The sequence below is a fragment of the Ectobacillus sp. OTK genome (assembly GCF_059698935.1).
This window is the reverse complement of the sequence record NZ_AP048547.1, coordinates 2,387,518-2,410,432: the sequence shown is the minus strand read 5'-3', so window position 1 is coordinate 2,410,432 and position 22,915 is coordinate 2,387,518. Positions and strand designations below refer to the sequence as shown.

Annotated in this window: 24 protein-coding genes; 2 read left to right on the top strand and 22 right to left on the bottom strand. The window is 39.6% G+C overall.

Annotated elements, in window-relative coordinates; all coding sequences use genetic code 11:
* Positions 1-21 precede the first annotated feature (21 nt).
* From AC6HZ4_RS11805 to AC6HZ4_RS11725, 17 genes are all read right to left on the bottom strand, one after another.
* Positions 22-477, bottom strand: coding sequence for a flagellar hook capping FlgD N-terminal domain-containing protein (locus AC6HZ4_RS11805; protein WP_497495202.1), 456 nt, complete (start codon positions 475-477; stop codon positions 22-24).
* A complete protein-coding gene (gene fliK / locus AC6HZ4_RS11800; RefSeq protein ID WP_497495200.1) occupies positions 470-2,065 on the bottom strand; it encodes a flagellar hook-length control protein FliK in 1,596 nt (531 codons plus the stop codon). Before fliK ends, AC6HZ4_RS11805 begins: the two co-directional genes overlap by 8 nt.
* Before the next feature lie 32 nt (positions 2,066-2,097).
* Positions 2,098-2,511: a cytoplasmic protein gene (locus AC6HZ4_RS11795; RefSeq protein ID WP_497495199.1), complete on the bottom strand. Its 414-nt coding sequence runs from the start codon at positions 2,509-2,511 to the stop codon at positions 2,098-2,100.
* A gap of 204 nt (positions 2,512-2,715) precedes the next feature.
* A complete protein-coding gene (locus AC6HZ4_RS11790) occupies positions 2,716-4,023 on the bottom strand; it encodes a flagellar protein export ATPase FliI (RefSeq protein WP_497495197.1) in 1,308 nt (435 codons plus the stop codon).
* Complete coding sequence (locus AC6HZ4_RS11785) at positions 4,020-4,733, bottom strand: FliH/SctL family protein (RefSeq protein ID WP_497495195.1); 714 nt, start codon at positions 4,731-4,733, stop codon at positions 4,020-4,022. Before AC6HZ4_RS11785 ends, AC6HZ4_RS11790 begins: the two co-directional genes overlap by 4 nt.
* Positions 4,720-5,736: a flagellar motor switch protein FliG gene (gene fliG / locus AC6HZ4_RS11780; protein ID WP_497495193.1), complete on the bottom strand. Its 1,017-nt coding sequence runs from the start codon at positions 5,734-5,736 to the stop codon at positions 4,720-4,722. The genes AC6HZ4_RS11785 and fliG overlap by 14 nt, the downstream gene beginning before the upstream one ends.
* 18 nt (positions 5,737-5,754) lie before the next feature.
* Positions 5,755-7,320, bottom strand: a complete 1,566-nt coding sequence (fliF, locus tag AC6HZ4_RS11775) for a flagellar basal-body MS-ring/collar protein FliF (RefSeq protein WP_497495191.1) — start codon at positions 7,318-7,320, stop codon at positions 5,755-5,757.
* A gap of 23 nt (positions 7,321-7,343) precedes the next feature.
* Entirely contained in the window at positions 7,344-7,604 is a 261-nt protein-coding gene (gene fliE / locus AC6HZ4_RS11770) for a flagellar hook-basal body complex protein FliE (RefSeq protein WP_497495679.1), read from the bottom strand.
* 77 nt (positions 7,605-7,681) lie between these two features.
* On the bottom strand, positions 7,682-8,095 hold the full coding sequence (gene flgC, locus AC6HZ4_RS11765) for a flagellar basal body rod protein FlgC (protein ID WP_497495189.1): 414 nt from the start codon (positions 8,093-8,095) through the stop codon (positions 7,682-7,684).
* 20 nt (positions 8,096-8,115) lie between these two features.
* The gene (gene flgB, locus AC6HZ4_RS11760; protein WP_497495187.1) at positions 8,116-8,511 is read right to left on the bottom strand and encodes a flagellar basal body rod protein FlgB; all 396 of its coding nucleotides are present in this window, start codon (positions 8,509-8,511) and stop codon (positions 8,116-8,118) included.
* Positions 8,512-8,838: 327 nt separating this feature from the next.
* Entirely contained in the window at positions 8,839-9,114 is a 276-nt protein-coding gene (locus tag AC6HZ4_RS11755; RefSeq protein ID WP_497495185.1) for a flagellar biosynthesis protein FlgG, read from the bottom strand.
* A complete protein-coding gene (locus AC6HZ4_RS11750; RefSeq protein ID WP_497495678.1) occupies positions 9,104-9,472 on the bottom strand; it encodes a flagellar export chaperone FliS in 369 nt (122 codons plus the stop codon). Before AC6HZ4_RS11750 ends, AC6HZ4_RS11755 begins: the two co-directional genes overlap by 11 nt.
* A 21-nt stretch (positions 9,473-9,493) precedes the next feature.
* Positions 9,494-10,849, bottom strand: coding sequence for a flagellar hook-associated protein 2 (locus AC6HZ4_RS11745; protein WP_497495183.1), 1,356 nt, complete (start codon positions 10,847-10,849; stop codon positions 9,494-9,496).
* 39 nt (positions 10,850-10,888) lie between these two features.
* Positions 10,889-11,752 (bottom strand): flagellar hook-associated protein 3, encoded by an 864-nt coding sequence (locus AC6HZ4_RS11740; RefSeq protein WP_497495182.1) that lies wholly within the window; start codon positions 11,750-11,752, stop codon positions 10,889-10,891.
* A gap of 22 nt (positions 11,753-11,774) precedes the next feature.
* Positions 11,775-13,082 carry a flagellar hook-associated protein FlgK gene (flgK, locus tag AC6HZ4_RS11735; RefSeq protein ID WP_497495181.1) on the bottom strand — a complete coding sequence of 436 codons (1,308 nt, stop codon included), beginning with the start codon at positions 13,080-13,082 and terminating at the stop codon, positions 11,775-11,777.
* Between the two features lie 38 nt (positions 13,083-13,120).
* A complete protein-coding gene (locus AC6HZ4_RS11730; protein ID WP_497495180.1) occupies positions 13,121-13,573 on the bottom strand; it encodes a hypothetical protein in 453 nt (150 codons plus the stop codon).
* Between the two features lie 23 nt (positions 13,574-13,596).
* Positions 13,597-14,058: a DUF327 family protein gene (locus AC6HZ4_RS11725; RefSeq protein WP_497495179.1), complete on the bottom strand. Its 462-nt coding sequence runs from the start codon at positions 14,056-14,058 to the stop codon at positions 13,597-13,599.
* A 343-nt stretch (positions 14,059-14,401) separates the two neighbouring features.
* Between AC6HZ4_RS11725 and AC6HZ4_RS11720 the strand changes: the two genes are divergently transcribed.
* Together AC6HZ4_RS11720 and AC6HZ4_RS11715 are read left to right on the top strand one after the other, a co-directional pair.
* Positions 14,402-14,899 carry a flagellar motor switch protein FliG gene (locus AC6HZ4_RS11720; protein WP_497495178.1) on the top strand — a complete coding sequence of 166 codons (498 nt, stop codon included), beginning with the start codon at positions 14,402-14,404 and terminating at the stop codon, positions 14,897-14,899.
* A 96-nt stretch (positions 14,900-14,995) separates the two neighbouring features.
* Positions 14,996-15,772, top strand: coding sequence for a CheR family methyltransferase (locus tag AC6HZ4_RS11715; RefSeq protein WP_497495677.1), 777 nt, complete (start codon positions 14,996-14,998; stop codon positions 15,770-15,772).
* A 103-nt stretch (positions 15,773-15,875) separates the two neighbouring features.
* Here AC6HZ4_RS11715 and AC6HZ4_RS11710 read toward each other — a convergent pair whose 3' ends face one another.
* The 5 genes from AC6HZ4_RS11710 to AC6HZ4_RS11690 all read right to left on the bottom strand — a co-directional run bounded on the left by AC6HZ4_RS11710 (position 15,876) and on the right by AC6HZ4_RS11690 (position 22,388).
* Entirely contained in the window at positions 15,876-16,646 is a 771-nt protein-coding gene (locus AC6HZ4_RS11710; RefSeq protein WP_497495177.1) for a flagellin family protein, read from the bottom strand.
* Between the two features lie 84 nt (positions 16,647-16,730).
* Positions 16,731-17,963: a hypothetical protein gene (locus AC6HZ4_RS11705; protein WP_497495176.1), complete on the bottom strand. Its 1,233-nt coding sequence runs from the start codon at positions 17,961-17,963 to the stop codon at positions 16,731-16,733.
* A 156-nt stretch (positions 17,964-18,119) separates the two neighbouring features.
* Positions 18,120-19,760, bottom strand: a complete 1,641-nt coding sequence (locus AC6HZ4_RS11700) for a flagellar motor switch protein (RefSeq protein ID WP_497495175.1) — start codon at positions 19,758-19,760, stop codon at positions 18,120-18,122.
* A 101-nt stretch (positions 19,761-19,861) separates the two neighbouring features.
* The gene (locus tag AC6HZ4_RS11695; protein ID WP_497495174.1) at positions 19,862-21,808 is read right to left on the bottom strand and encodes a chemotaxis protein CheW; all 1,947 of its coding nucleotides are present in this window, start codon (positions 21,806-21,808) and stop codon (positions 19,862-19,864) included.
* Between the two features lie 211 nt (positions 21,809-22,019).
* The gene (locus AC6HZ4_RS11690; protein ID WP_497495173.1) at positions 22,020-22,388 is read right to left on the bottom strand and encodes a response regulator; all 369 of its coding nucleotides are present in this window, start codon (positions 22,386-22,388) and stop codon (positions 22,020-22,022) included.
* Positions 22,389-22,915 lie beyond the last annotated feature (527 nt).

Below are 22,915 nucleotides of genomic sequence, written 5' to 3'. Positions count from 1 at the left end.
CTCCCTATATAAATCCATTATTTATTTTTGCTCTGAAACGCTAGTCACCTGCTGCATTGGAATTACACTATCCCCTACAAGCAATTCGACAACACCTGATGAGACGCGAACTTGATCAACAACTCCCGTCACGGCATTCCCGCTTGCATCTGTTCCTTGTACCTGCTTGCCAAGAAACTTCATACCGCTATCGAGCGCAGTCGATTGTGCAGCAGCTGTAAATGATTCTACTGCCTTTGACATGTTCTGTACCTGCTCAATAAGTGTAAGCTGCGACATTTGGCTCATCATCTCGTTCGTATCCATCGCACTCATAGGATCCTGATATTGCAGACTTGTTAAAAACAGCTTCAAAAAATCATCTTTCCCCAGTGCACCTGCTGCTGTCGCAGCAGGTGATGCAGAGCTTGCGGATGTCACCGCAGCCGCTTTGTTTACTAAACTACTTAAAGAAGCAGGGCTTACTGCATTAGCCATTTCCTATCCCCTCCAATAGCTGTATAAATGGGTCTTCTTGCTTTTCTTGCTCTTGGTACTGTTGTTGCAGCGTATATGCACGCTCACGCTGCCCGCCGCGCTGCTCCTGCTGCTTTTGCTCTCTTTCTGTATACGTAATTTCAATCTGAATATCTTGTTCCTTCAGCTTTGTTTTTATATCCTCAAAAATAATATCCAGCTGCTGTTTATTTTCCTCTTTACTCGTATGCACATGAACATGAATGGAATCCTGCTGCTTCTTCAAATACACCTCAACAGTGCCAAGCTTTTCTGGATTTAACTGTAAAAAGATACGCTCATTTTTCACAACAAATTTTTGGATTTCCTCTACTTTTTGCTGTAATTTTTTATTTAAATCCGAAAATAAAACATTTTCATGCTTTATAGATTCATGTCCTTGTACTCGCGCTGCTTTTGATGTATGCTCTAACACTCCAGATAAGGATTCTGTAAAAGAGTGGGATAATGTTTCTTCTTTTTTCTTAACCTTTATACTAGCCTCATCTATTATTTTTTCCGTTCTTTCGTTCATAAGTATCTCTTTACTATACGGGAAAAGATTTACTTGTTCAGTTTGAACTTGAGAATCTGAAACATCAGCTGTCCACTGACTGAGCATTTGCCCTATACTTGTATTACCATTAACTGTAAGATGTCCAGCGCTAACGCTTTCCAACCATGTGACTAGCTTTTGTGTCTCCTCCAATGGAAGCTCCTGCAATTGAATGTTTCCGTAGTGAGAAAGCAATTGTCCAAGTATTTGTGAAAGCTCCTCAAAAGAAGCAGGGTTTCTTTGCAGTTGCTGCAAGGCAAGCACCTGATCTGATAAGGTTAAGAGCAATGCTGTTGTTTCTTTCGCTTCATCCTCGGGCGGGGGATTTTTGTCTACCTTTCGCTGCGATATTATCATGCGTTCTGATGGAGAAAACACGGTTGGTTTTATAGCTTCAACCGCTTCGTTCTTTCCTTTCTCCATCATGCCCTCTCCTAAGAAACTCTGCAAATTGGGCGAAATTTGCCCCCGCTGGATCGCTGCTGCTTCACCATTGGCAACAGAGATACCTTTCATCTCTTGCAACAGCTGCGTTGGTTTCGCCTGCTTAACCGCATCTCCTAAGACTCCCTCTTCGGATTCATTTTCTAAAGGGCGTCTCTGCTGATGAGACAGGACTGGTCCCAGCTTGCTCTCTCCCATTTCAACACCTGCAATCAGCTCCGATTTGATTTTCCCTATCGAGCTGTCCTCTAAAGGATTCTCTAGATTCGACGGGACAGACTGCAGCTTTCCCTCTGCCGCTTTATCCAGAGTGAAGATGAAACGATTCGTATTTTGGGACAATACTGTCCCTTTCATCTCTTGAAGCAGCATGGCCGTTTTTACAGGCTGCTTCAGCGACTCGCTGTCTTCCTGTTTTATTTCCTCCACTGGAACTTTTTCTAATGAATTTTGTAGATTATTTTGTATTTTTTCTGAAAAAGAGGAATTGTCTTGTTGTATCCTCTCTCCTTTCTGATGAGTCGGCCATCTTCTAGGTATAGCTTCCTCGATCTGTAAAGGATTTACCATTGTATTAGGTCACCTGCCTGACTATGTTACAATCATCGATTTGCAATGCACATTTTCAAATCTAAAAGAGCTTTTTCTTCCCGCTTGTCCTCTTCCTTTCGACACTGCTGTTGCTGTTCCTGAAACATAGTATCAATCGTTCGCTCTTTTTCTTTTATATTCTCTAGCATATATTCATTTCGTTTTATAAATTCATCAATTTTTTGAATTTTTTTATTAAATTCCTCCATTTTTTCTGGAGAAAAGGTAGTAGCTGATAGAAAACCGGCAGCAACACTCCCTGTTTCACCTATCAGCTTGCTGCGCGATTGAAATACGTGAATTTCATATAGTTTCTTTTGTTCCACATGCTTTCGTTCCTGAAGCAACAGGCTAATTTCTAGCATCAGCCTTTCTTTTTCATTATCAATTTGTAATTTAATAGTTTTATATTGTTGGATATTCAAATTCCTATCATATCCTCCTTCAACTATATCGTAATATACCTCTATTATATATTATTTTTCTAAAAAGTTCGTGTTAAATATTCGTATTTCTCAATAACGGAAAAAATTACAAAAACGAATAAGAAAATAAAAAAGTGATTTAACTAAAAACTATACTAGCTAAAACATTTTAGTCATAACAAAAACACATCCTTACTGAAATGACTACTCTGTAATCCCCTTCATCAGCTCGAGTGTTTCTGTGAAACTATATACATCAGAACGTCCTTGTTTTAGAAACTGGTTAATAAAATCAATATTTCTCTTCGCATCAAAAATATGCCGGTTTTCTTCATTTTCTTGAATCGTTCCAAGCTTAAAGTACAGCTCATTTTCTTTATAAATCGACATACTTCTTCGTATTTCATTTGCTTTTCTCCAATGTTCCTTGCTCACAATTTCCTCCATTATACGACTAACTGAATCAAGCACAGAAATAGCAGGATAATGATTTAAAGTAGCAAGATCGCGTTTTAGTACAATATGTCCATCTAGAATACCGCGTGCTAAGTCAGGAACGGGACCGTTCATATCATCACCGTCTACGAGAACTGTATAAATACCGGTAATCGATCCTTTATCCGTTTTCCCTGAACGTTCAAGCAGCTTTTTCATATAGCTTTCCATAAGCAATGTTTTACCGCCAATCGGCAGCTCTTTAATCGCAATATCAACGCTTCGCCGTGCGTCGGCAAAACGGGTTACGGAATCCATCATAAGAAGGACATTATTTCCTTCATCTCGGAAATATTCTGCAATAGAGGTGGCCAGCTTCGCGCAGCGGAGCTGCATTAAGTGACTTTCATCCGACGTGGCAACAACTACAACGCTTTTTCTCATTCCTTCTTCCCCAAGCTCACGGCGAATAAAGTCCTTTACCTCACGACCGCGTTCTCCCACAAGTGCGATTACGTTAACATCTGCCTTTGCATTTTTTGCGATCATGCCAAGCAAAGTCGATTTCCCGACACCCGATCCTGCAAAAATTCCGATTTTTTGCCCAAGGCCAATAGTTAGCATCGCATCAATAGATTTGATACCGGTCTCAAATACATCTGTAATCTCCTGTCGCTCAAATGCATGGATTGGCGGTGAGTCGAGGTGTATTTTCTGATATGGGATGGTCCCTGGCTCTATATTCATTACCTCTCCATTTGCATTTAACACCTTGCCAAGCATATGATAAGCTCGTGGTACTTTCACTGCTTCATCCACAACTGTAACCGCATCGCCGTAATTTACTTTTTCCGTCTGATTGAATGGAAGAAGCATATTGTTTTCCTTCTCAATGGCAATCACTTCACACATCACCTTTTTATCGCCAACAATACAAATGTCCCCAATTTTTGCCTTTGGACCTTTTGAAATAAAAAATTGCTCCTGTACGCTATGAACTTTCCCTTTTTCTAAATATAAAGGTAAAGAAATAAATTCATCCCACTTTTTTCTTTCTGCAGCAAAATATAAGTTCATTCCTCTCGCCCCTTTAAATCCCTCTCATATTCAAGCCGCTCTTTTAGTTGATCGAAAATGGGTCCAAATCGATATTCAAAATAACCTTTGTCCTCTTCTATCACAAATTCCCCAAATACAAGGGAAAAATCAAATTTCCACTCTATAAGTTCAAGAAGCCACATTTCCTTTGTTTCATCTTTTTCCTTTTTTAACTCCTCATATGTTTCAGGATGAACGGAAACATGCAGCTTCTCAAATGCCATCGGAAGCGTTTGAACAACTCCTTTTAAAAGGGAAATCATTGACAATTGCCTCGTGTCAATCGCTTGCTGTACAACCTTTTCCGCAAGTGCAAGAGATTGGTCCCAAAGCAGCTCATTCATTTGATAATATAGCTCTTTCTTTTCCTTCTCAAATTGCTGCTGCTGCTCCTTCATATAGGCTTCAAATTGCTGCTGCATGAGAGCGAGCCGTTCTGTTTCCTGCTGCACATATAGCTCTTTCTCTGCCAAAGCTGCTGCTTCCTTTTCTAGCCGAGCCGCTTCCTGCAAAAGACGCATCCTCTCCTGCGCATATGCTTGCGCATCTGGAAACAGCTCATCAAATATAGCTAATTCCTCTTCCTGCTTAGATTCCTCCTGATCCATTTCCTCCTCATACGTCAGCACATAGCTATCATTAGAAAAAGAAACAGAATTCTTTAGAATTCTGTTTTTAGATAAGGACATCTTCTTCACCTCTTTGAATCACAATTTTCCCTTCTTTTTCAAGACGCTTTACCGTGCTTGTAATCGCCTGCTGCGCTTTTTCTGCATCTGTTACCTTTAATGGTCCGAGCGTGTCTAGTTCTTCAAGGATCATATCCCTACGAGAACTTGACATACACGTAAATATCTTTTCCTTCATTTCTTCCTTCGAATTTTTTAGTGCTTTAGCAAGAAGTAAATTATCTTTGATTTCTTCAAGCACTCTTCGCAGCGCCAAATCATCAAGACGAAGCAAGTCCTCAAATACAAACATATTTTCTTTAATTTTCTCTGATAAATCATAATCCGTTTCATCAAGCTTTTCAAATACTATCTTTTCAATACCGCGTGATACGTTGTTTAAAATATTCACAATTGTTTTTAAGCCGTCTGTTTTATTTGTAGCGCTAAATGACATATTCATCATCTTCGATTTTAATAATTCACCAATTTGGTTGATAAGTCCGCTATCCACCTGCTCTAGCTTGGCAATACGCATCACCGTTTCCACCATTTTACGTTCCGGCAGTTTCTCAATAAGGCGCGATGCGAGCTGCGGCTTAATATGCGATGCAACGATAGCAATTGTTTGAGGTGTTTCCTCATTAAGGATCGTCAATAATGAATCAATGTCGTCAATCGTATTTAAAAAGTCAAATGGATTATCTTTCGCAAATGACATATCCTCCAGCATCTGAAATATTTCACTCTCAGGCATATTGCGAAAAATCCGTTTGATATAATCTCGGTCTGTTGCCCCCAGCATAAGCTCTCTTGTGTGCATTTCCAGTAAAAAGTGCTGTAAAACTGACTCGAGCGTATCAGGCTGATGCGCTCGAAGCCTTATGATTTCTCTTGCCAATGTCTCTTTTTCTTCATCGTTCAATAATTCGATTACTTGTGCTGCAACATCCTCATCTAAGAAGCGAATGAGGATGGCAGCTTTTTCTTTAGAAGAAATACTGTCTGTGGTAGATTGTGACATACTCTCCCCTCACTCTCGCTATCCATTTAACCATTTTTTCAAAACCTTTGCTGCTTCTTCCGTGTTCTCTCTTACTGTTTGCTGGACTTGTTCGTCTAGTGGAACAAAGTCCTCCGATACCTCTAAAATACTCGAAGCAGCTTCTCTATGTGCAGGAAGCTCCTCTACATTATCAGGTGGGAAGCTTTCTTCTTCTTCTACTTCTTCCTCTACTTCTTCCTGCTTTTTCTTACGTTTTCTGATCATAAATATTGTCAAGCCGACACCTGCTAACAATACCGGCACGCCAATTCCTAAAATCAGCCACCAATTTAGACCGCTGCTTGCCTGTTCTGTCTCATCTGTCTCATCTGCTTCAGTTGTATCAAATGGAACCTGCATAATGCTTACTTGTCCATTTGCGAATGTACCGTCCGGGTTCATTTGTAAACCAGCCGCAGTTGCAATAGCTTGCTTAAAGGCATTCATATCAACATTCGCCTTCATAAGCGCTTTTTCATCCACCCAGACTACTACGTTTGTATTCGCCAATTCCGGATGCTTTTTAATTGTTTCTACAGTTTTATCAATTTCGTAATTTTCTGTTTTAGAGCCATTATTTTGATCATACAGTTCATTACCCTCGATCGTACCATCTGCATTATAATTTGGAACCTCGGTATTGGTAGCAACTCCGGCCTCCGTAGCTGCACCGTTGTCTACTGCTACAGATCGTTCTGTTGACTCTTGCTTACTGCGAAGCACTCCTTCTTTTCCATATGTTTCTGTTTGGCGCGTAACCTCATCGTAATTCACATCTACCTTTGTATTGACATGGAAATTGTTCAGCTTGAAGATATTAACAAGAGTGGATTCAATATCACTCTTGATTTTCCCTTCTATTTGCTGCGACATTTCCAGTTCTTTCTCATACGACGATGATGTGACCGCATTATCTGCTCCAACTCCCTGAGAGATAACGCCTTTCTTGCTATCAATAATACTTACGTTCGCCGTCTCCACACCTGATACAGCTGAACTCACCATATATTGAATACCAAGAACTTGCTGCTCCGTTAACGCTTGATTACGGCGTACCCCAACTGTAACAGCAGCAGATCCTTTCGATTCGGTAGAATCAAAAATACTTTCCTTCTCAGGCAGCGTAATCTGTACATTTGCTGTTTCAATCGCATCAAAATTTTTCACAATATCCTGCTCAAGCTGCTTACGGATTCCGACGATTTGTTTCATCTTCTTATCTTGCTCGCTTGCACCAAGAGAGCTCTGTAACAAAATATCTTCCCCGCTCATACCTCCGCTTGGAAGTCCCATTCCAGTCAATTCACTACGCACCCATGCCGCATCCTGCTTCGGAACAGTAATTGAACCATCTTGTTGAACGTTATAATTTACGCCCATTTTAGATAATTCTACTAAAATTTCCTGCTTATCTTCGTCAGTTAAGTTTTGGTACAAAACAGTATTATTATCAGGCAGGGTAAAGTATAAAGAGACACTTGTAAGGACTGCAAGCAAAACTGCTGCAATGACCATCTTATGCCATGGCTTGAGTACATGAAGCATTCCTTTTAGTTTATTCATTTAGAACACATCCGTCCGTTATACTAAATTTGCATGTTCATCAGTTGCTTATAGTTCTCGATTATGTGATCCCTTACTACAGCAGCTGTTTTCATTTGGCTTTCTGCTTTTTGCTGTTGAATTAATACATCATGCACTTCGCCTTCTCCCTTTGTTAAGAGATTATATACAGCGGTTTGTGCGGCATTTTGCTTTTCATCCATACCTTGAAGCAAATCGATAAATGCCTTTCCCTCTGTCGCCTTTGCTGTTTTTAGCGACTCTGTTTGTGTGGATGGCTGCATGATTGGTGTAAAAAGAGAACGAGTTGATAAATTTGTGTTAATATTCATATCCGCACACTCCATTTCTTGATTTCAGATTATGCTCTTCCAATTTCTAATGCTTTTTCAATCATTTTGTTATTTGTATTGAGTACATTCGTATTTGACTCATACATTTTTTGAGCAACCATCATATTTGTCATTTCTGCCGTCAAATCAATGTTCGGCATACGTACATATCCATCTTTATTAGCATCAGGGTGTGAAGGATTATACACAAGCTTTTCTGATGCATCTGTCTTAATATTAGAAATTTGAACGCCCGCCCCTGTTTCACTGCTCAGCATATCGCCAAAAGACCTTTTGGATTCAAGCGCAATTGTACGTCGTGCATATGGTGCCTGATCCGGGCCGTTTGTTGTATTCATGTTCACAATATTATTAGAAGTGACTTCCATCCACTTTTTAGCTGCTGTTAATCCCGAACCGCTGATATTAATAGCATTAAACATAAACTTTCCTCTCCCTAGCCTTATTTCCCTCTTGCAGAATTATTGATGCTAGACTGCGTATTTAACGCGTTGACTGATACTGCATACAACTGATTTGCTTTAATCAGTTCAATCATCTCTGATGTTACGTCAACACCGTTACCATCTCGATTTGTACTTCCTACTTTTGTAATTACCTTAAAAGATGTATTTGTTGCATTTGGGAACGGCAAATGATTCGGCTGTGTCCGAAACACAGCTGTCCCATTAGCTACAGGTCGCAATCTAATTGTGCCTCCCTCTAACTGCTCTAAAAAAGACACATCCTGCGCTTTATAATTTGGGGTATTTGCATTCGCAATATTATTCGAAACAACATTACGCTTGGCAGCTACATAATTCATGTAATGATTGATTTTCCCAATAAAATTTTCCATCTCGTATCCCTTCTTTATTGTACTAACAAGAGAATAATTTCTTATATTTATTTATTATACTTTCCGGATTATTTTCCCGCAATCTATGAATCTAGCTATTTCTCGATGGATTTATAAAAAAGAAAAAAGAGGTGATAGGATGCTTCACTCCATCACTATCACCTCATATTTTAAGGCATTTTTTCATTTCTGTCTGCATAAATCGTATCAATTTTATAAATGAAAGTATTAGCAATTTTATGTACTGACTGCCATAATAACCCTCATTTAAAAAAACAAAGCGAAAATATTATAGAAAAGGCAAGCTTGCAGGCTCACCTTTCCTTTTTAGTATTTTTCGTAGTGTGAATTAGCCTTCATCTGTCCGCTGTTTGTCAGGATTATTTCTTCTAATACTTCCTGCTTTTTTCGAATAACCTCTTGTGCTTTTTGAATATAAGAAGCCATTCTATTTGCTGCGGCGTCCCTTTCAGTCCCCTTTAAAGTCATTAACCAGCTGTTCACTTCTCTCATGCTTCTTTGCAGTTCCTCGGTTGACACGATAATTTCAAATGAAGGATTAAAACAGGCTAAAAACGCATTGTATGGATTATCATCCTTCATTTCCGAGCACTCCCCGATAGCCTTCAATGAGTTGATTTAATACATAGATAATCGAGTCAATTTCCTTTCCTTCCCTCGTTATCTTCATTTTAGCTATTTCTTTGAGCACCCACTCATATAACGAAGATAGGCTTTTATATAAATCCTCGCTTGCATCTGGATTCAACTGCAGTTGCAGCTCCTCAAAAATATTTTCAAGCTTTTCTAAACTCTCGTCTGCTTCTTTAAAACGAAAATCGGTGAAAAGCTCTTCTAATTTTTTTAATTCCACAATACAACGTTCATATACAAAAATTGTATTTTTAATTGGATTACTTGTCATGATGCTATTTTGCATATATCTTTGCCACGCTTGCATCATTGATCCTCCTATACTTTATTAATCATCACTGTCTGACTTTGTTAAAGCTTTAATAGATGCCAATTGAGTATTTAACAAGGACATTTGCTGTTCAAACAGTGCATATTTCGCCACAATCGCTTCTTGCTTCGCTTGATTCTGCGCATCAATGTCCTCAAGTTTTTGGCTAATATCAGATAATTGCTCGTCAATACCCTTTAATTTTGTTGTCGCCAGTCCTGTTTCCCCAAATATTTTGTCTAATTCTGTATTCATTGTTTTGGCAATCCCGTTCGTTCCAAAGAAAAATTCCTTTGCCGCATCCGGATCGTTTTTAAATGCTTCCTCAAGCTTCTTTGTATCGACTGATAAATGGCCTGATTTGTCTACTTGAATTCCGTACTGATACAAATATTGTCCAGCATTCGACTTAAACATTACCATATTGTTCAGCGCTTTTGAGGTTGCAAGCGCAATGCTGCTCGCTTGCATATACGTACCTTCAGCAGTATAACTTGCTAATTTAGTTGCTGCCGCATTAAATGAGTTAACCATCTCTTTAACCTTCGCAACAGAGTCATCAACGGATCCTGCTTCCACCGTTACCATAACATCTGAAGTTGTCACATTCTCAAGCTTCAGCGTCACGCCCGGTATTACACCGTCAATCGTGTTAGAAGAACTTGTAAGCATATTTGTGCGTCCTGCATCATTGATATAGTATTGTGCATCTTGGGCAGATGTTATTTCATTACTAAATGTAGTGCCTGTCGCGTCTAATAGTCCAAGTTTATTGATTAGTACGTCCTGATCACCGCCAAGTGTAATGTCTCCATTTGCGCCTGTTTGCGTGGAAGCCATAAATAACCTTCCGCCCACCGTATACATGGTCGCCCCATACGAGCTATCCGCGTTTACCTTATCAATTAGCTGCTTATACGTCATACCGTCCGTAATAAGTACATCCTTGCCATTAATCTGGATAGTAGCTGTTGAGCCGGCAGCTAATATAGGCGTGTTTACGTCTGATATGATGCTCCCTGAAATTTGATGCCGCGTTGCTAACTGCTTTACACTTATACTGTATGTCCCGCCAACAGCATCTGCACTTGCAGTTGCTGTTACAAACCCGCTTTGCGATACGGCCGTCGCCTTATTGCTTCCTTTAAACGATGACATCTCCTTCATAAACGTCACAAAGGCATTAAAATCTTCCTTAAACCCGCTGTATGCCGTTTTTTCATTATTTAGACGCGTTTGTACAGTTTTCAGTGGTGACTTTTTTAGTTCAAGTGTTTGCATCTCCAAAGCAACAAGGTTTGACGTATCAACTAAATTATTATTTAAGTTCCAAATTTGCGTATTGCCATTATAGCTTGTGATGGTTCCTGCCATACTATCCTCCCCTTACTGGCCGTATATTTCTGTCCGCCATTACATATAATTTAAAATGCTTACCTTATTCACCATGGCTGTTGCCTGCATCATTGCTTGATATGTCGTATTCATACGAGCTAAATCAGATACAGCTTCTACCACATCAACATCTTCTACCGAGGATCGGCGCTCCTCAAGCCCAAGCTTTTGCTCATTCAAAATATCGGTAAGAGATTGCAGTGTGCTGAGTGTTGCTCCAACTCCCGAAATGGAATTTATGATGTTATCGTTGTTTTGTTGGTTTTCTGTGAAAGACATCCTCAAGCCTTCTGTATCTCCAGCCCGCAATTGGTCACGAATTTCTGTCAGAGTGCTAATAACGGGTGTGATTATTTTGTCTCCGCTTTGGAATACGGAAACAGAGTAGCTATCACTTATTTTCCATGATATATCTCCTGAGCCGCCCTGAAATGTTCCTTCTTCCGTAAAGGGTTGTGTTGAATATTCATTTCCGCTGAATATATAATTGCCATCGTGCTGCATATTGCCAAGATGGATCACTTGCTTAATTAAACCGTCTATCTCTGTTGCAGCCGCATTCAAATTTTCCTGTGAGTTGGTACCATTTAAGGATTGCGTCATTAGTACATTGACTCGGTCAAGCACTTTCTGAACACCTTTTAACGCCACCTCGGTTGTATCCAGAACTGCCTGTGCACTGCCTATATCCTTCTTCATTTTCTCAATGCCTCGAATCGAGTGTTGAAACGCTAATACTTGACTTGCCGCCATTGGCTCCTCGCTCATGCGAACATATTTCTTTCCAGAGGAAACCTGCTGCTGATGATACGCAACCTTTGTCTGTGTTTTTCCTAACTCCTGCTTCGTCCAGTTTGCCTGCTGATACGTGGCGATTCTCATACATACTTACCTCTTTCTCAAATTAAATTAGGGCAAAGAGCGAATCGTACATCTCATCTAACGTACGAATAGCCTTTGAATTCGCTGCAAAATAATTTTGATACATCATCAAATTAACCATTTCTTCATCCATATTCACACCTTCAATCGAAGTCAGTTTCTGCTGCAAGTCAGTGAGCAAATCGTTGTGCACAGCTTGATAGGAAGTTGCTAGATTTACATCTGCTGCTATACCCACAACAAATCCGTCCAAATACTTCGAATACGTTAAACCCTCCCCATTTGGAAGCACTTCGTCTGCAATCCCTGCTACCGTATTAGCTGCATCTGCCGTTACAGTAAAAAGACCCATATTACTTTCAATATCCGGGTTCACCTGAATATCTCCCGCTCCGTTTCCTGTTAAAAAAGCAGGCTGGATTACTTCATTTATCCGATTCATCAGTGACGTTGCAAAAAAGTCTAACTTCTCCTTATATCCAGGAATCGCTGTTTGCGATAGCTCAAGAGCAGCTTGTATTGTACCCTGTCCCATTTCCACATCAGTACCATTTAGCTGAAGCTTTGATTCTCCATTTGCTGTTACAAGCGCTAGGTTATAGAAATCGTTACCTGAGACAACAGGCTTACCATCGATTTTTACGGTCGCAACATTTGCATTTGGTGACTCATACGAAATATCAATTTTTACATATTTGGACATTTCAGAAAGCAACTGATCTCGTTTATCCAATAAGCTATTTGACGTAGTCAGGCCTGACTGTACGATTTGTTTATTCGTTTCTGCGAGCAAATCAGAAAGACTATTAAACTTATCAACATTTCTCTGCAAATCTTCCATAACACCGCTTTGCAAAGAAGTTAACCCATCAGTGATACGGTTCAGCTGCGTTGTAAATTTTGTCGTATTTGAAACAAGCGTATTATAAAGCGTTCGCTGATTCGGGGTTTTTGCAACATCACTCCATGACTGGAGGAAACCATCCATCAATGCAGAAAGGGAGCTATCTCCAGTACCTCCAAGCAAGGATTCTACATCGGCTAGATTCATCGCTTTATATTCATAGTACGAAGAAGTAGATATCGCGCTATTATATTGCTCGCGCTTTACTGTATCCGTTACTCGTTCAATTCCCGCAACATTTACACCATATCCAATCAACTGCAATGAATCCATGCCCTTGCTTGGAGCTAACTGCTGCAGATTGACTTTTTGGCGCACATATCCTTCCGTCTGCATATTTGCTATATTTTGCTTCGTTGTTGCAATCCCTGATTGTCCAGCTATCAATCCCGATAATGAAGTACCATAGTCACTTAGCCTCATCATTTTTGGTGCCCTGGCACCTGTCCCCCCTCTTTTTGCAATTACAGCAGCTCGTTCATAAACAGCTGTGAATTATGCATTTTTTCCATGTTCATTTCTGCTACAAAATCAATCATGCTTTCTGTGGTTTTCATGATAATCTCCAAATAATACTGATTTTGAAGCAGTGTCTTTTTTGTTTTTTCTTCGATTTGTTGAATTCTCTCTAATAGGACCATTGTCTTGTCTCGCTCTTCTTCTGTAAACAATGGAACCACAGAACGGATCTTGACTTCTTGAATGTGGTGCTCCTGACAAAACGTATGCAGTGCCTTCTCCAAGGACAGCTTTAGCTCTTTGAGCTCCTCTAGCTTCTTCAATTGCTCCACATGCAAAGGCTGCATTTCTCGCAATTTCCTGTTCTTTAGCAATTCATAAATTTGTTTACCCGATTCATGCACCGACGCATAGCAATTGTAAATAGATACTAACGTTTCATATAGCATCTTATACACGCACGTTTCCTCCTCTCTTAAGGCTACAGCACAAGATTTAAAATTAACCCGTGGATTTCGCCGATCTTGTTCAACATTTCTAAATGGCCCGTTTTTGTATTAATGAGCCCCATAATGTCTTCCAAATCCTTCACTCCATCTTCAACCTGCTTCACAATCGTCATTTTCTGAGGATAACCGAAGCGCGGATGACGTGATAATACATCTTTATATTGCATTACGTTATCTACATAAAAATTCAAAAAAGATGTAATAACACTTTTATATTCAGTAATATTTTCAAGAGTCAATTCTGATTCAATTTTCGTTTTGATTTTTCCAATGGTTTCAACAAACTGATTCATTTTTTCTAATATTTTTTCTTTTTTTTCGTCCGTCTGCAAATTCGTATGAAAATCCTTCACAACCTTTGTAGTTGATTCCCTCGAAGAGGCAGAAGAAGAGGACATATGATACAATTGATTTAGAGAAACCGAACGTAGCATAAGTTATCACCTGTTCTGTCTATATTTATTTTCATAAATAAGGGTAAGCTTATATATAAAAACATAAATAAAATTCCTATACAAGCAAGCGCGACAATTCAAAGCATGTTTGTTATTATTAGTATACCAGTTCGGTAATTAAAAAAAAATGCCTTTCTGTATTTCACAATTTTCTAGTGCATCTCTGTGTGCAACATGGTAACATTTATTGTCTTTATTGGTAAAATACTTAATAAAGCCCTGCCAGTTCCCCTTTTTTATATAAGTATTATACAAGCGGTTATGTACTTTTTTCTATTTTTTTATTGCAAATATGTTAAAATTCTATCGAGGTGTTTTAGAGATGAACATATTTATTTGCGGGTCGAGCCGTTTATCTACACTTGATCAAAAAGAAATTCAAAAATGGTTATCACAATATGCACGGAAGCATCATATCTACCTTTTATGTTATAAATCGCTTGAAAAAGAAATACTCCGTTTTTTTGTAGAAAATGAGCACCTAGCTTCCAATTTGTTTTTATACACGATTCAGCCATTGCATATGTTATCAAGCAGCTTTCAACAAATTACAGAATTTTTAGTCGAGCACGGCACTACATACACCTCCTTCGGATATTCGCATGATGCTATTTATCGCTCAGACTATATTTTGTATATAAAATCCATTTTAGCTGACATGGATTTAGTGCTATGCTTTTATAACGGTGATACGCATATTTCCGTCATACCTATTGATGTAGCTAAAGAGAACGGAATTGATGCCGTTATCTATGACTTGCCTGGCAAGGATAAAGAATTAGCAAACCGCGTGCTTGAGGATAAGCTTCGTATTGTATAATATCTCTTGGGCGCTGCCTATCAGACGTATAAATAATATAAGGGAGGGGGCGTGAGATGTCTTCACTGCAGCGTGAAACATCTTGTACAGCTTATTATGAATGAACAAGACTATACCATTTTTTTAAACCGCTTTAAAATACAATTTGGCATTGACCTTTCACTTTATAAACAAGAACGTATGAAGCGACGAATCGACTCTTTCGTATCAAAAAATGGCTGCGGTACATATATAGAACTTTTGGCGATGATTCAACAAAAAAAAATGCTGGATGAATTCATTGACTACTTAACAATTAATGTATCCGGCTTTTTTCGCAATCAGATTCGTTGGGATATATTAGAAAAAAAATTTCTTCCTGGCTTGATTGCACGCAATCCAGGAAAATTAAAAATTTGGAGTGCAGCATGCTCATCGGGAGAAGAGCCGTACACACTATCCATGATTTTGTCACGATTGCTGCCAAAGCATCGATACGACATACTGGCTACCGATATTGATGCACATATTATTGAAAAAGCATTGCAGGGGAAATACGATGCTCATGCGATCAATGAGGTGCCTCCACACCTAGTTACCGCGCATTTTTCAAAAGAAGGAAACTATTACCTTCTTCATGATGATATCAAACAAAATGTTCGCTTTAAGCAGCACGATTTACTCCTTCAGCCATACGAACATCATTTCGATTTGATTGTATGCCGCAATGTAATGATTTACTTTACAGAACAAGCAAAGGATCTAGTATATAAGAAATTTAGTCATGCATTACGAAAAGAGGGTATTCTTTTTGTCGGTAGTACAGAACAAGTGCTGGCTCCCGAGAAATATCACTTTCGAGTTGCAGATACATTTTTTTATGAGAAACAATAAAGAATACACCTCTTCTTGTCACGATATACAAAAAGGCTAGGATCATCCCTAGCCTTTTTATTATAGGCGTTACTAGAGCTGTAGGAAGTATGTAGTACGAGCTCTACGAAACAGAAAAATAAATGATTACAAATACAAGAAGAAACAATGCTGTGATTAAAAGCAGCATTGTTTTTTCATCTTTAAGACGAGGCAAGATCTGCTTGGAATAAAATGCAGCGATTTGCGATGCAATAATGCTCATCCGTAACGAATCCCATTGCTCAGCAGAGATTTCCGCATTTCCAGTTAACAAAAGATTTTTCTTCTGTATATCAGCATACACAGTCAGCTTTTCGATAATAGAATTTATATCTGTTATATATGCTGCCATTACTGCAATCGAGGCATGAATAGATGCTAATTCTTCTCTTATGCCCGCTCCAAGCGCTGCTGCGTTTAAAAGACGCGTTTGAAATTCTAGATGACGTTTGGCAGACACTTCAATCCAAACAGTAGTATAGCTGCCATCAAGCAACGGAATCTCCTTATAATGGGCAGCTTGAGCAACTCGCTGTAGTTCGTTCAAAAAGGGTTCAACTGGCTTGTTTTGCAGCGCTGCATCACGTGCCTGCTGCAGAAGGTTAAGCATAGTGCGCAGTTGGGCTTGTGCTGTTTGCAACAGCAGCAATCCCTCCTGCGCATTACGAATTGTGATTTCCGCCTGATTTCCCTTTTGTACAGTGTATGCATGAATAGAAAATGCCACATCCCGAACTGCTTTTGTTTTGCTGGTACGCTTACCTGTCTCCGTCTCTGAAGGCACAGCCTTCGCTTCATTGCCTTTCATGCGCCCAGCTGGTTTGATTATCGGAGCATTCCGTTCAATTTTCATATAGTCTTCCCTCCTAAAATGAACATGACTACATAAACAAAAAACCGCGCTTTTTTAGGGAATACATCATCCCAGCACGGCGAATCACTCGCTCCATTCCTTATTGCTTCGCAGCACCGATATAAGTAACAACGCTCCTGCTGCATAAAACAACAAAGACGACTGCTTGCTCTGTTGAACAGGTCCTTCCTTCGTTTCTTTCTTAGGTGGTAAGGGCGGCGTTCCCTCTTTTTTTGCTTCCTTCTGTACAACTGGTGTTGTAACCACCTTGGCTACTTGTGGAGCTGCTTGCTCCACAACAGGAGTGTTAGGCATTTTTTCTGATTCACTGCCTATTGGCGTCGGTGCTGGTGCGGCAGGAGGCTGCTCTACAGGAGAAGCGGGAGGAATTTCTTCCTTTATGTCCTGCAGCGGCTCCTTACCCATAACTACAATCTTGCTTCCAGTTCGTTCTGCTGTCACGTTGCCCATATAATCTTTCATCTCTAAAACAAGTTCATACTCTCCTTCAGTTACCGTAGCTATATCAAACACACCTATCCATTCCGATGTTTGAACATTATACAGCAAGGGCATAACGATATGCTCCTCATTCGGAGAGCTTTTTAATTCTTCTTGCTTTATCTCTTCTTTTGTTTCGCTGCCTCCAGCGCTCTCTCCATCCGCTGTTTCACTTTGTATGTCTGTTTGTTGTTTCAGAAGCTTTGCTGTTACTGCATGGATGCCCGATGCATCGTCAAATGCTTGTACGTGTACAGCCAACAAACCTTCTTGTTTCACACTGGAAGCATCTTGAAACGGTTCATTATTGTATAAAAGCGTATAAGCTTTGAGACGCGGCGCTTCCTCGTCCTGTAAAGGATTGGAATTGTTCAAAGCAAAAGAGACAGCATTTTGTGTTTTATACAACGTATCGCTAAAGCTCCACAGCTCTAACGTCCAATCTCCAGTCACATCATACGGCGTTGCTGTGTACTGTGCAATCCAGCCTTTCTTTTCCTCGCTATAGAAGAACCGAAGCAACCGCTCCTGCTGAATTTCCCCGCTCTCATTTACCGGCGAACGAAGCCACCCATACACCTCTGTTACAGAAGGTGCGATAGCCTCAAAAACTGCATGAAAATTAACCGTTTCACCAACTTGTATTGCTGGTTCACTTGCTGTTACTTGCACAGTCCAAGATGCAGCAGGTAAAGAAGGTGCCTCGGAAGGAACTGTTACCATATGAGGGACTTCTAAAGCTGATTCTGCTTGGGCCTGCAAGGGCATACCAACAGTCAAATAAGCGGAAATAACCGCTCCTGTAAAAGTTTTCATTTGTCAATCCTTCCTCCTTCCTTTCCATTACATCTAGCAGCAAGGTTATGCAATGCGATATTCCTCTCTCATTGTACACACTTCTCGCACTGTTTCATAGAGTAAAAGATTGTATATAAAAAGCGAAAAGAGCGGAAGAAAATGTCTACTTCCCGCTCACAACGCTTCAATGATCCGAATTCCAAAAAAACCGTCTACATTTACCAATTCTCCGTATGCAATTAATACTCCATTTGCATATATCTGAACGGGTTCATCAATCGCTTCATCAAGCAATTCTACTTCGTTTGGTCTCATACTTAATACTTCATCAATCATTTTAGTTGTACTACCGAACATAAACTCAATTTGCACTTCTACCCCTGATAATAAAGAGGAATTCGTTGCTTGAGGCGCATGAGGCTGCTGCTCCGTCATAATATTTTCAAATTGAAAAATACCATCTGACGATACATTTTGAACTTCGGAAGCCTCCTCCACATCCGATACAGATACAGAGTCCACCTCATACGGATCCTCCTCGGCACCAGTCACCTGCAGCAGACGCTTCACAATTTCTTTTCCTTCTGGAATAGAGAAAAATTGATACATAGTGGAACTAATAAAGTTGCCAATTTCTAAATGAAAGGCGATTTGAATTAACTCATCTGATTCACTTGAACCGCCTATATGTTTTAACTCTTCACTAAGGGAAACAACCTTAACCGTAGGCGGCGTGATATCCACCTTCTCCTGGAACATTTCGGAAAGGGCAGTGGCAGCATGCCCCATCATTTGGTTCATAACTTCCTTTACCCCGCTTATCTCTAACTCATCAAGCTCTTTATCAGGGTTCACCTGCCCCGTTCCCATCATCATTAAGTCAACCATTGTGAGTGCGACTTCCTTTGAAATGACAAATACATTTTCATGATGAAATCCTTCTGTAAAATCGACATTTAATACGAGGTACGGAAACGAAACACCTTCATACTTTCGAGCATTAATGACCTCAACATTCGGCACGCTGATAGTGACAGTTTGGTTTAATAAAGAGGATAACACAGTTGATGCGGACCCAATTGAGATATTAGAAATTTCCCCCAATATATCCTTTTCTTCCTGCGTCAACGGTTCCACAGCTGGAGGTGCCGGCACTTCAGCCTGCAGCGGTTCGGACATCTTTATTAATTTTTTGGCCATTTGTCGTGCATTCTCCATCGGCACAATTTGCACAAGTTTTGAGTTGACTAACGTACCAATTTGCAGATCAAACGAAACCGTCACAATAGAAGTCTGATGGGAATGAGCAATCTTCTCTATTTCTTCCACTAAATTGACAACCTTAATGCTCGGAGGCGTCATATCAACTGTATCCTGAAAAAAGTCTGACATAGAGGTGGCAGCAAACCCCATCATCTGATTCATTGCCTCTTGTACAGCACTCAAATCAAGCTCTGTAAGTTCCTGGTTCGGGTCAACCTCACCCGTCCCCATCATCATTAAATCGGCCATCGCTAATGCAACCTCTCGCTTTAAAACGAGCAGGTTTTCCATTTCCAACCCTTTTATAAATTGAATGTTTAACACAACATGCGGTATTGTCATCTCACTTGTGTCGAATAAGTCAACAACCTCAACATGAGGAGCCGTAATGCTGACAGGTTTATTCAATAAGGTTGACAAAACGGTTGAAGCAGAGCCAAACGCTATATTAGCAATTTCTCCAATAATATCTATTTCTTGCTGCGTCAGCGTATCAGATATGATCTCATCCTTCATCGTAGCGTTACCTTCCTGCACATGATTTTCTGCCATACCCATATCCTCTCCATTCTAATGAAAACCCCGCCTCTTTTGTACAGGGCGGGATGACGTTCTTCCCTCCAAATAGGCAAGGACATTTAAGGTGAGGTAATCTAGAATCCCTCTGGGTTCAAAATAAGAACAACTCTACCGTCGCCTAAAATAGTTGCTCCGGAAAAGTACTTAGAGCTGTTCGCAAAAAAATCACCCAGTGATTTTAACACAATTTCCCGCTGTCCAATAATATTGTTTACGATAAGGCCATAGCTGCGGCGATTATTTCTGACAATTAATAAAGGAACCATTTTATCCGAAGAGTTCTTAAATAAAGAAGCAGCTTCTCGTTCTCCAAAAATGCTCGCCAAATCGAGGATCTCAATAATTTGGTTGCGATAATTAAGTACATTTCGCCCCTGCAATACTTGAATATCTTCGTGCTGAACACGAATGGCCTCTACAATATTTCCTAGAGGAACTGCATATCTTGTATCATTTGTTTTTACCAGCATAGACTGAATAATAGATAAAGTAAGCGGCAATTCGATTCGGAATGTACTGCCCTTACCTTCTTCTGACTCAATCATTAAATGACCGCCGAGCGAATTAATGGTATGTTTTACAACATCTAGCCCGACACCTCTTCCAGATAAATCCGATACAGCCTCCGCTGTACTAAAACCTGAAGCTAAAATCAACTCATATACTTCGCGATCGGACAACTTTGCCGCTTCAGCATCTGTAATAATACCGCGATCAATTGCTTTACGCATTACCTTTTCCTTATTGATTCCGCGCCCATCATCAGATACTTCAATGACAATATTATTGCCGCTGTGGAATGCCTCTAACCGAATGAGACCGGTTTCGCTTTTGCCGCTTCTTTTTCTTTCTTCTATAGTTTCTAGCCCATGATCAACAGAATTTCGGAGAAGGTGCACTAAAGGATCTGCAATTTCATCAATTACAATTTTATCGACCTCAGTATCCTCACCGGTAATCTGCAAATCAATTTTTTTCCCTAAGTCTTTTGCTAGAGAACGAACCATTCGCGGAAATCTGTTAAAGACCGTCTCAATAGGAACCATTCGCATGTTTAGAAGCAAATTTTGGATATCCTTCGAAATATCTCCAAGACGGTTTAAATGCTCAAGCAGTTCTTTATTGTTGATAGACTCTGCTAGCTCATTAATCCTTCCTCGCTCGATTACACTTTCTTCAAACATATTCATAAGATTTTCGATTTTTTCTAACTGGACACGAATAGAACGGCTTTCAACCTTTGCTCCTTTTACATTTTTAGGGGCTTGTTCCTTTTTTGCCGCTGCTCCGGTATTTTCAAGAGAAGCAGTTTGTTGCTCTTCCTTCTCCTGCTCTGCCTCTTCAAGTTTAATGCTCTCAATATCCGATATATTCATGATAGTTGCAGAAATTACCTCGTCTGATTCTTCGGTGAGCAAATCAACAATAAACGTATATCCGAAGTCATCTGCTTCAATTTTTGCGATTTCGGGATGTGTACACACAACTTGTCCAATTCCTGATAGAGCTTCTATACACATTACTGCACGAACAGCCTTGAGCATTGCCTGTTCGTTAATCGCAATACTTACGCGATGAGAGTAAGCAGCATTCGGTTGTTTTATTTGCTCAGATTTAGCTTCATGAGCGGTCGGCATTTCCTTATCGCCATTCATAATTGCCTCTAGCTTCTCAATGGTTCCGTCTACATTAAGACTTCCAACTCCGCCTTGCTGTACATCCCCTACCATTTTCTCCAAATTATCAATACATTCAAATATAACATCGATAACATCGCCTGTAACCATCAGCTTCTCAGTACGGATGCCATCGAGCACATTTTCCATTTTATGCGTTAAATTCGCAATATCTGTAAATCCCATTGTTGCAGACATACCTTTAAATGTATGTGCAGAACGAAAAATCTCATTTACTACACCCAAATCCTTGGGGTTATTTTCCAAATTCAATACGTTTTCATTCAGGGCCTGCAAATGTTCTTGTGCTTCCTCCAAGAAAATGTCTAACAATTCATTTGCCATATAAATCCCCCCTTCTTCTATTTTTGCACTGTATACAAATTGTTTATTTCAGTATTTTGAAGGGTATAAACAACAGACTTTACTACATACAGGCGGGAGGTATTCTGCAGTCCCTGCCATCAACATTTGTTCAAACACTGCACCCCCGCTCTGATTGAAAACAACCTGCAAAGTCCATTTCTATTTCACTTATTTTTCTATTGTTTTTTTATTATTGGTTGGAAACCTTCGTTAAAGCTTCTACAACACGATCAGCTTGAAATGGTTTTACAATAAAATCCTTTGCACCGTTTTTAATCGCATCAAGCACCATTCCTTGTTGTCCCATCGCCGAACAGATTACAACCTTTGCACTCGGATCGATTTTTATAATCTCCTTTAATGCCTCTAGTCCATCCATTTCTGGCATTGTAATATCAAGTGTAACAATATCAGGACGCAATTCCTTATATTTTTGGATTGCATCTCTCCCGTTCTCAGCCTCGCCAACAACCTCAAATTGTGTATGACCCTTTAATAAATTTTTAATCATCGTTCTCATAAACATCGCATCATCTACTACTAAAATTTTATGTGCCATCTAATACTCGCTCCTTATTTACTAAATTTAAAAAACAATTGAGGAATACCAGTTAATAGAACTCCTCATTTTTTGGAAAAATAACACTCCACTCAAGTATCGTGTATAGTAAAAATAAGAAAATCGGACACGGCAGGTGCAACTAAGGATTAGGATTATATACTAGCCGCCACTGCAGACGAAAGCAGGCTGTTAGTATGCTCCTATAAATGATTATACGTTTCCTATTATATCGTGACAATGAGAGTATATAACCATTCTTTATTCCTCAATTATTGTTATTGCTACGGAAGGAAATAGGGCATACGTACTATATTCATCTTGAACTACTGCAAAATATCCTTTTCTTTATTTTTCATTTTTCAAAAATAAAACATTGTATTTCCTTAATAATTCATTATTATACAATTTCTTTTCTTATTAGAAAACCCGTTCTCCATATCCTAAAATAATTTTTTTATTTTTTGTTTATATTTTAGCAAATTCTTCTAAACAAAAGTATTTTATTTTGTGTCCAACATGTTCCC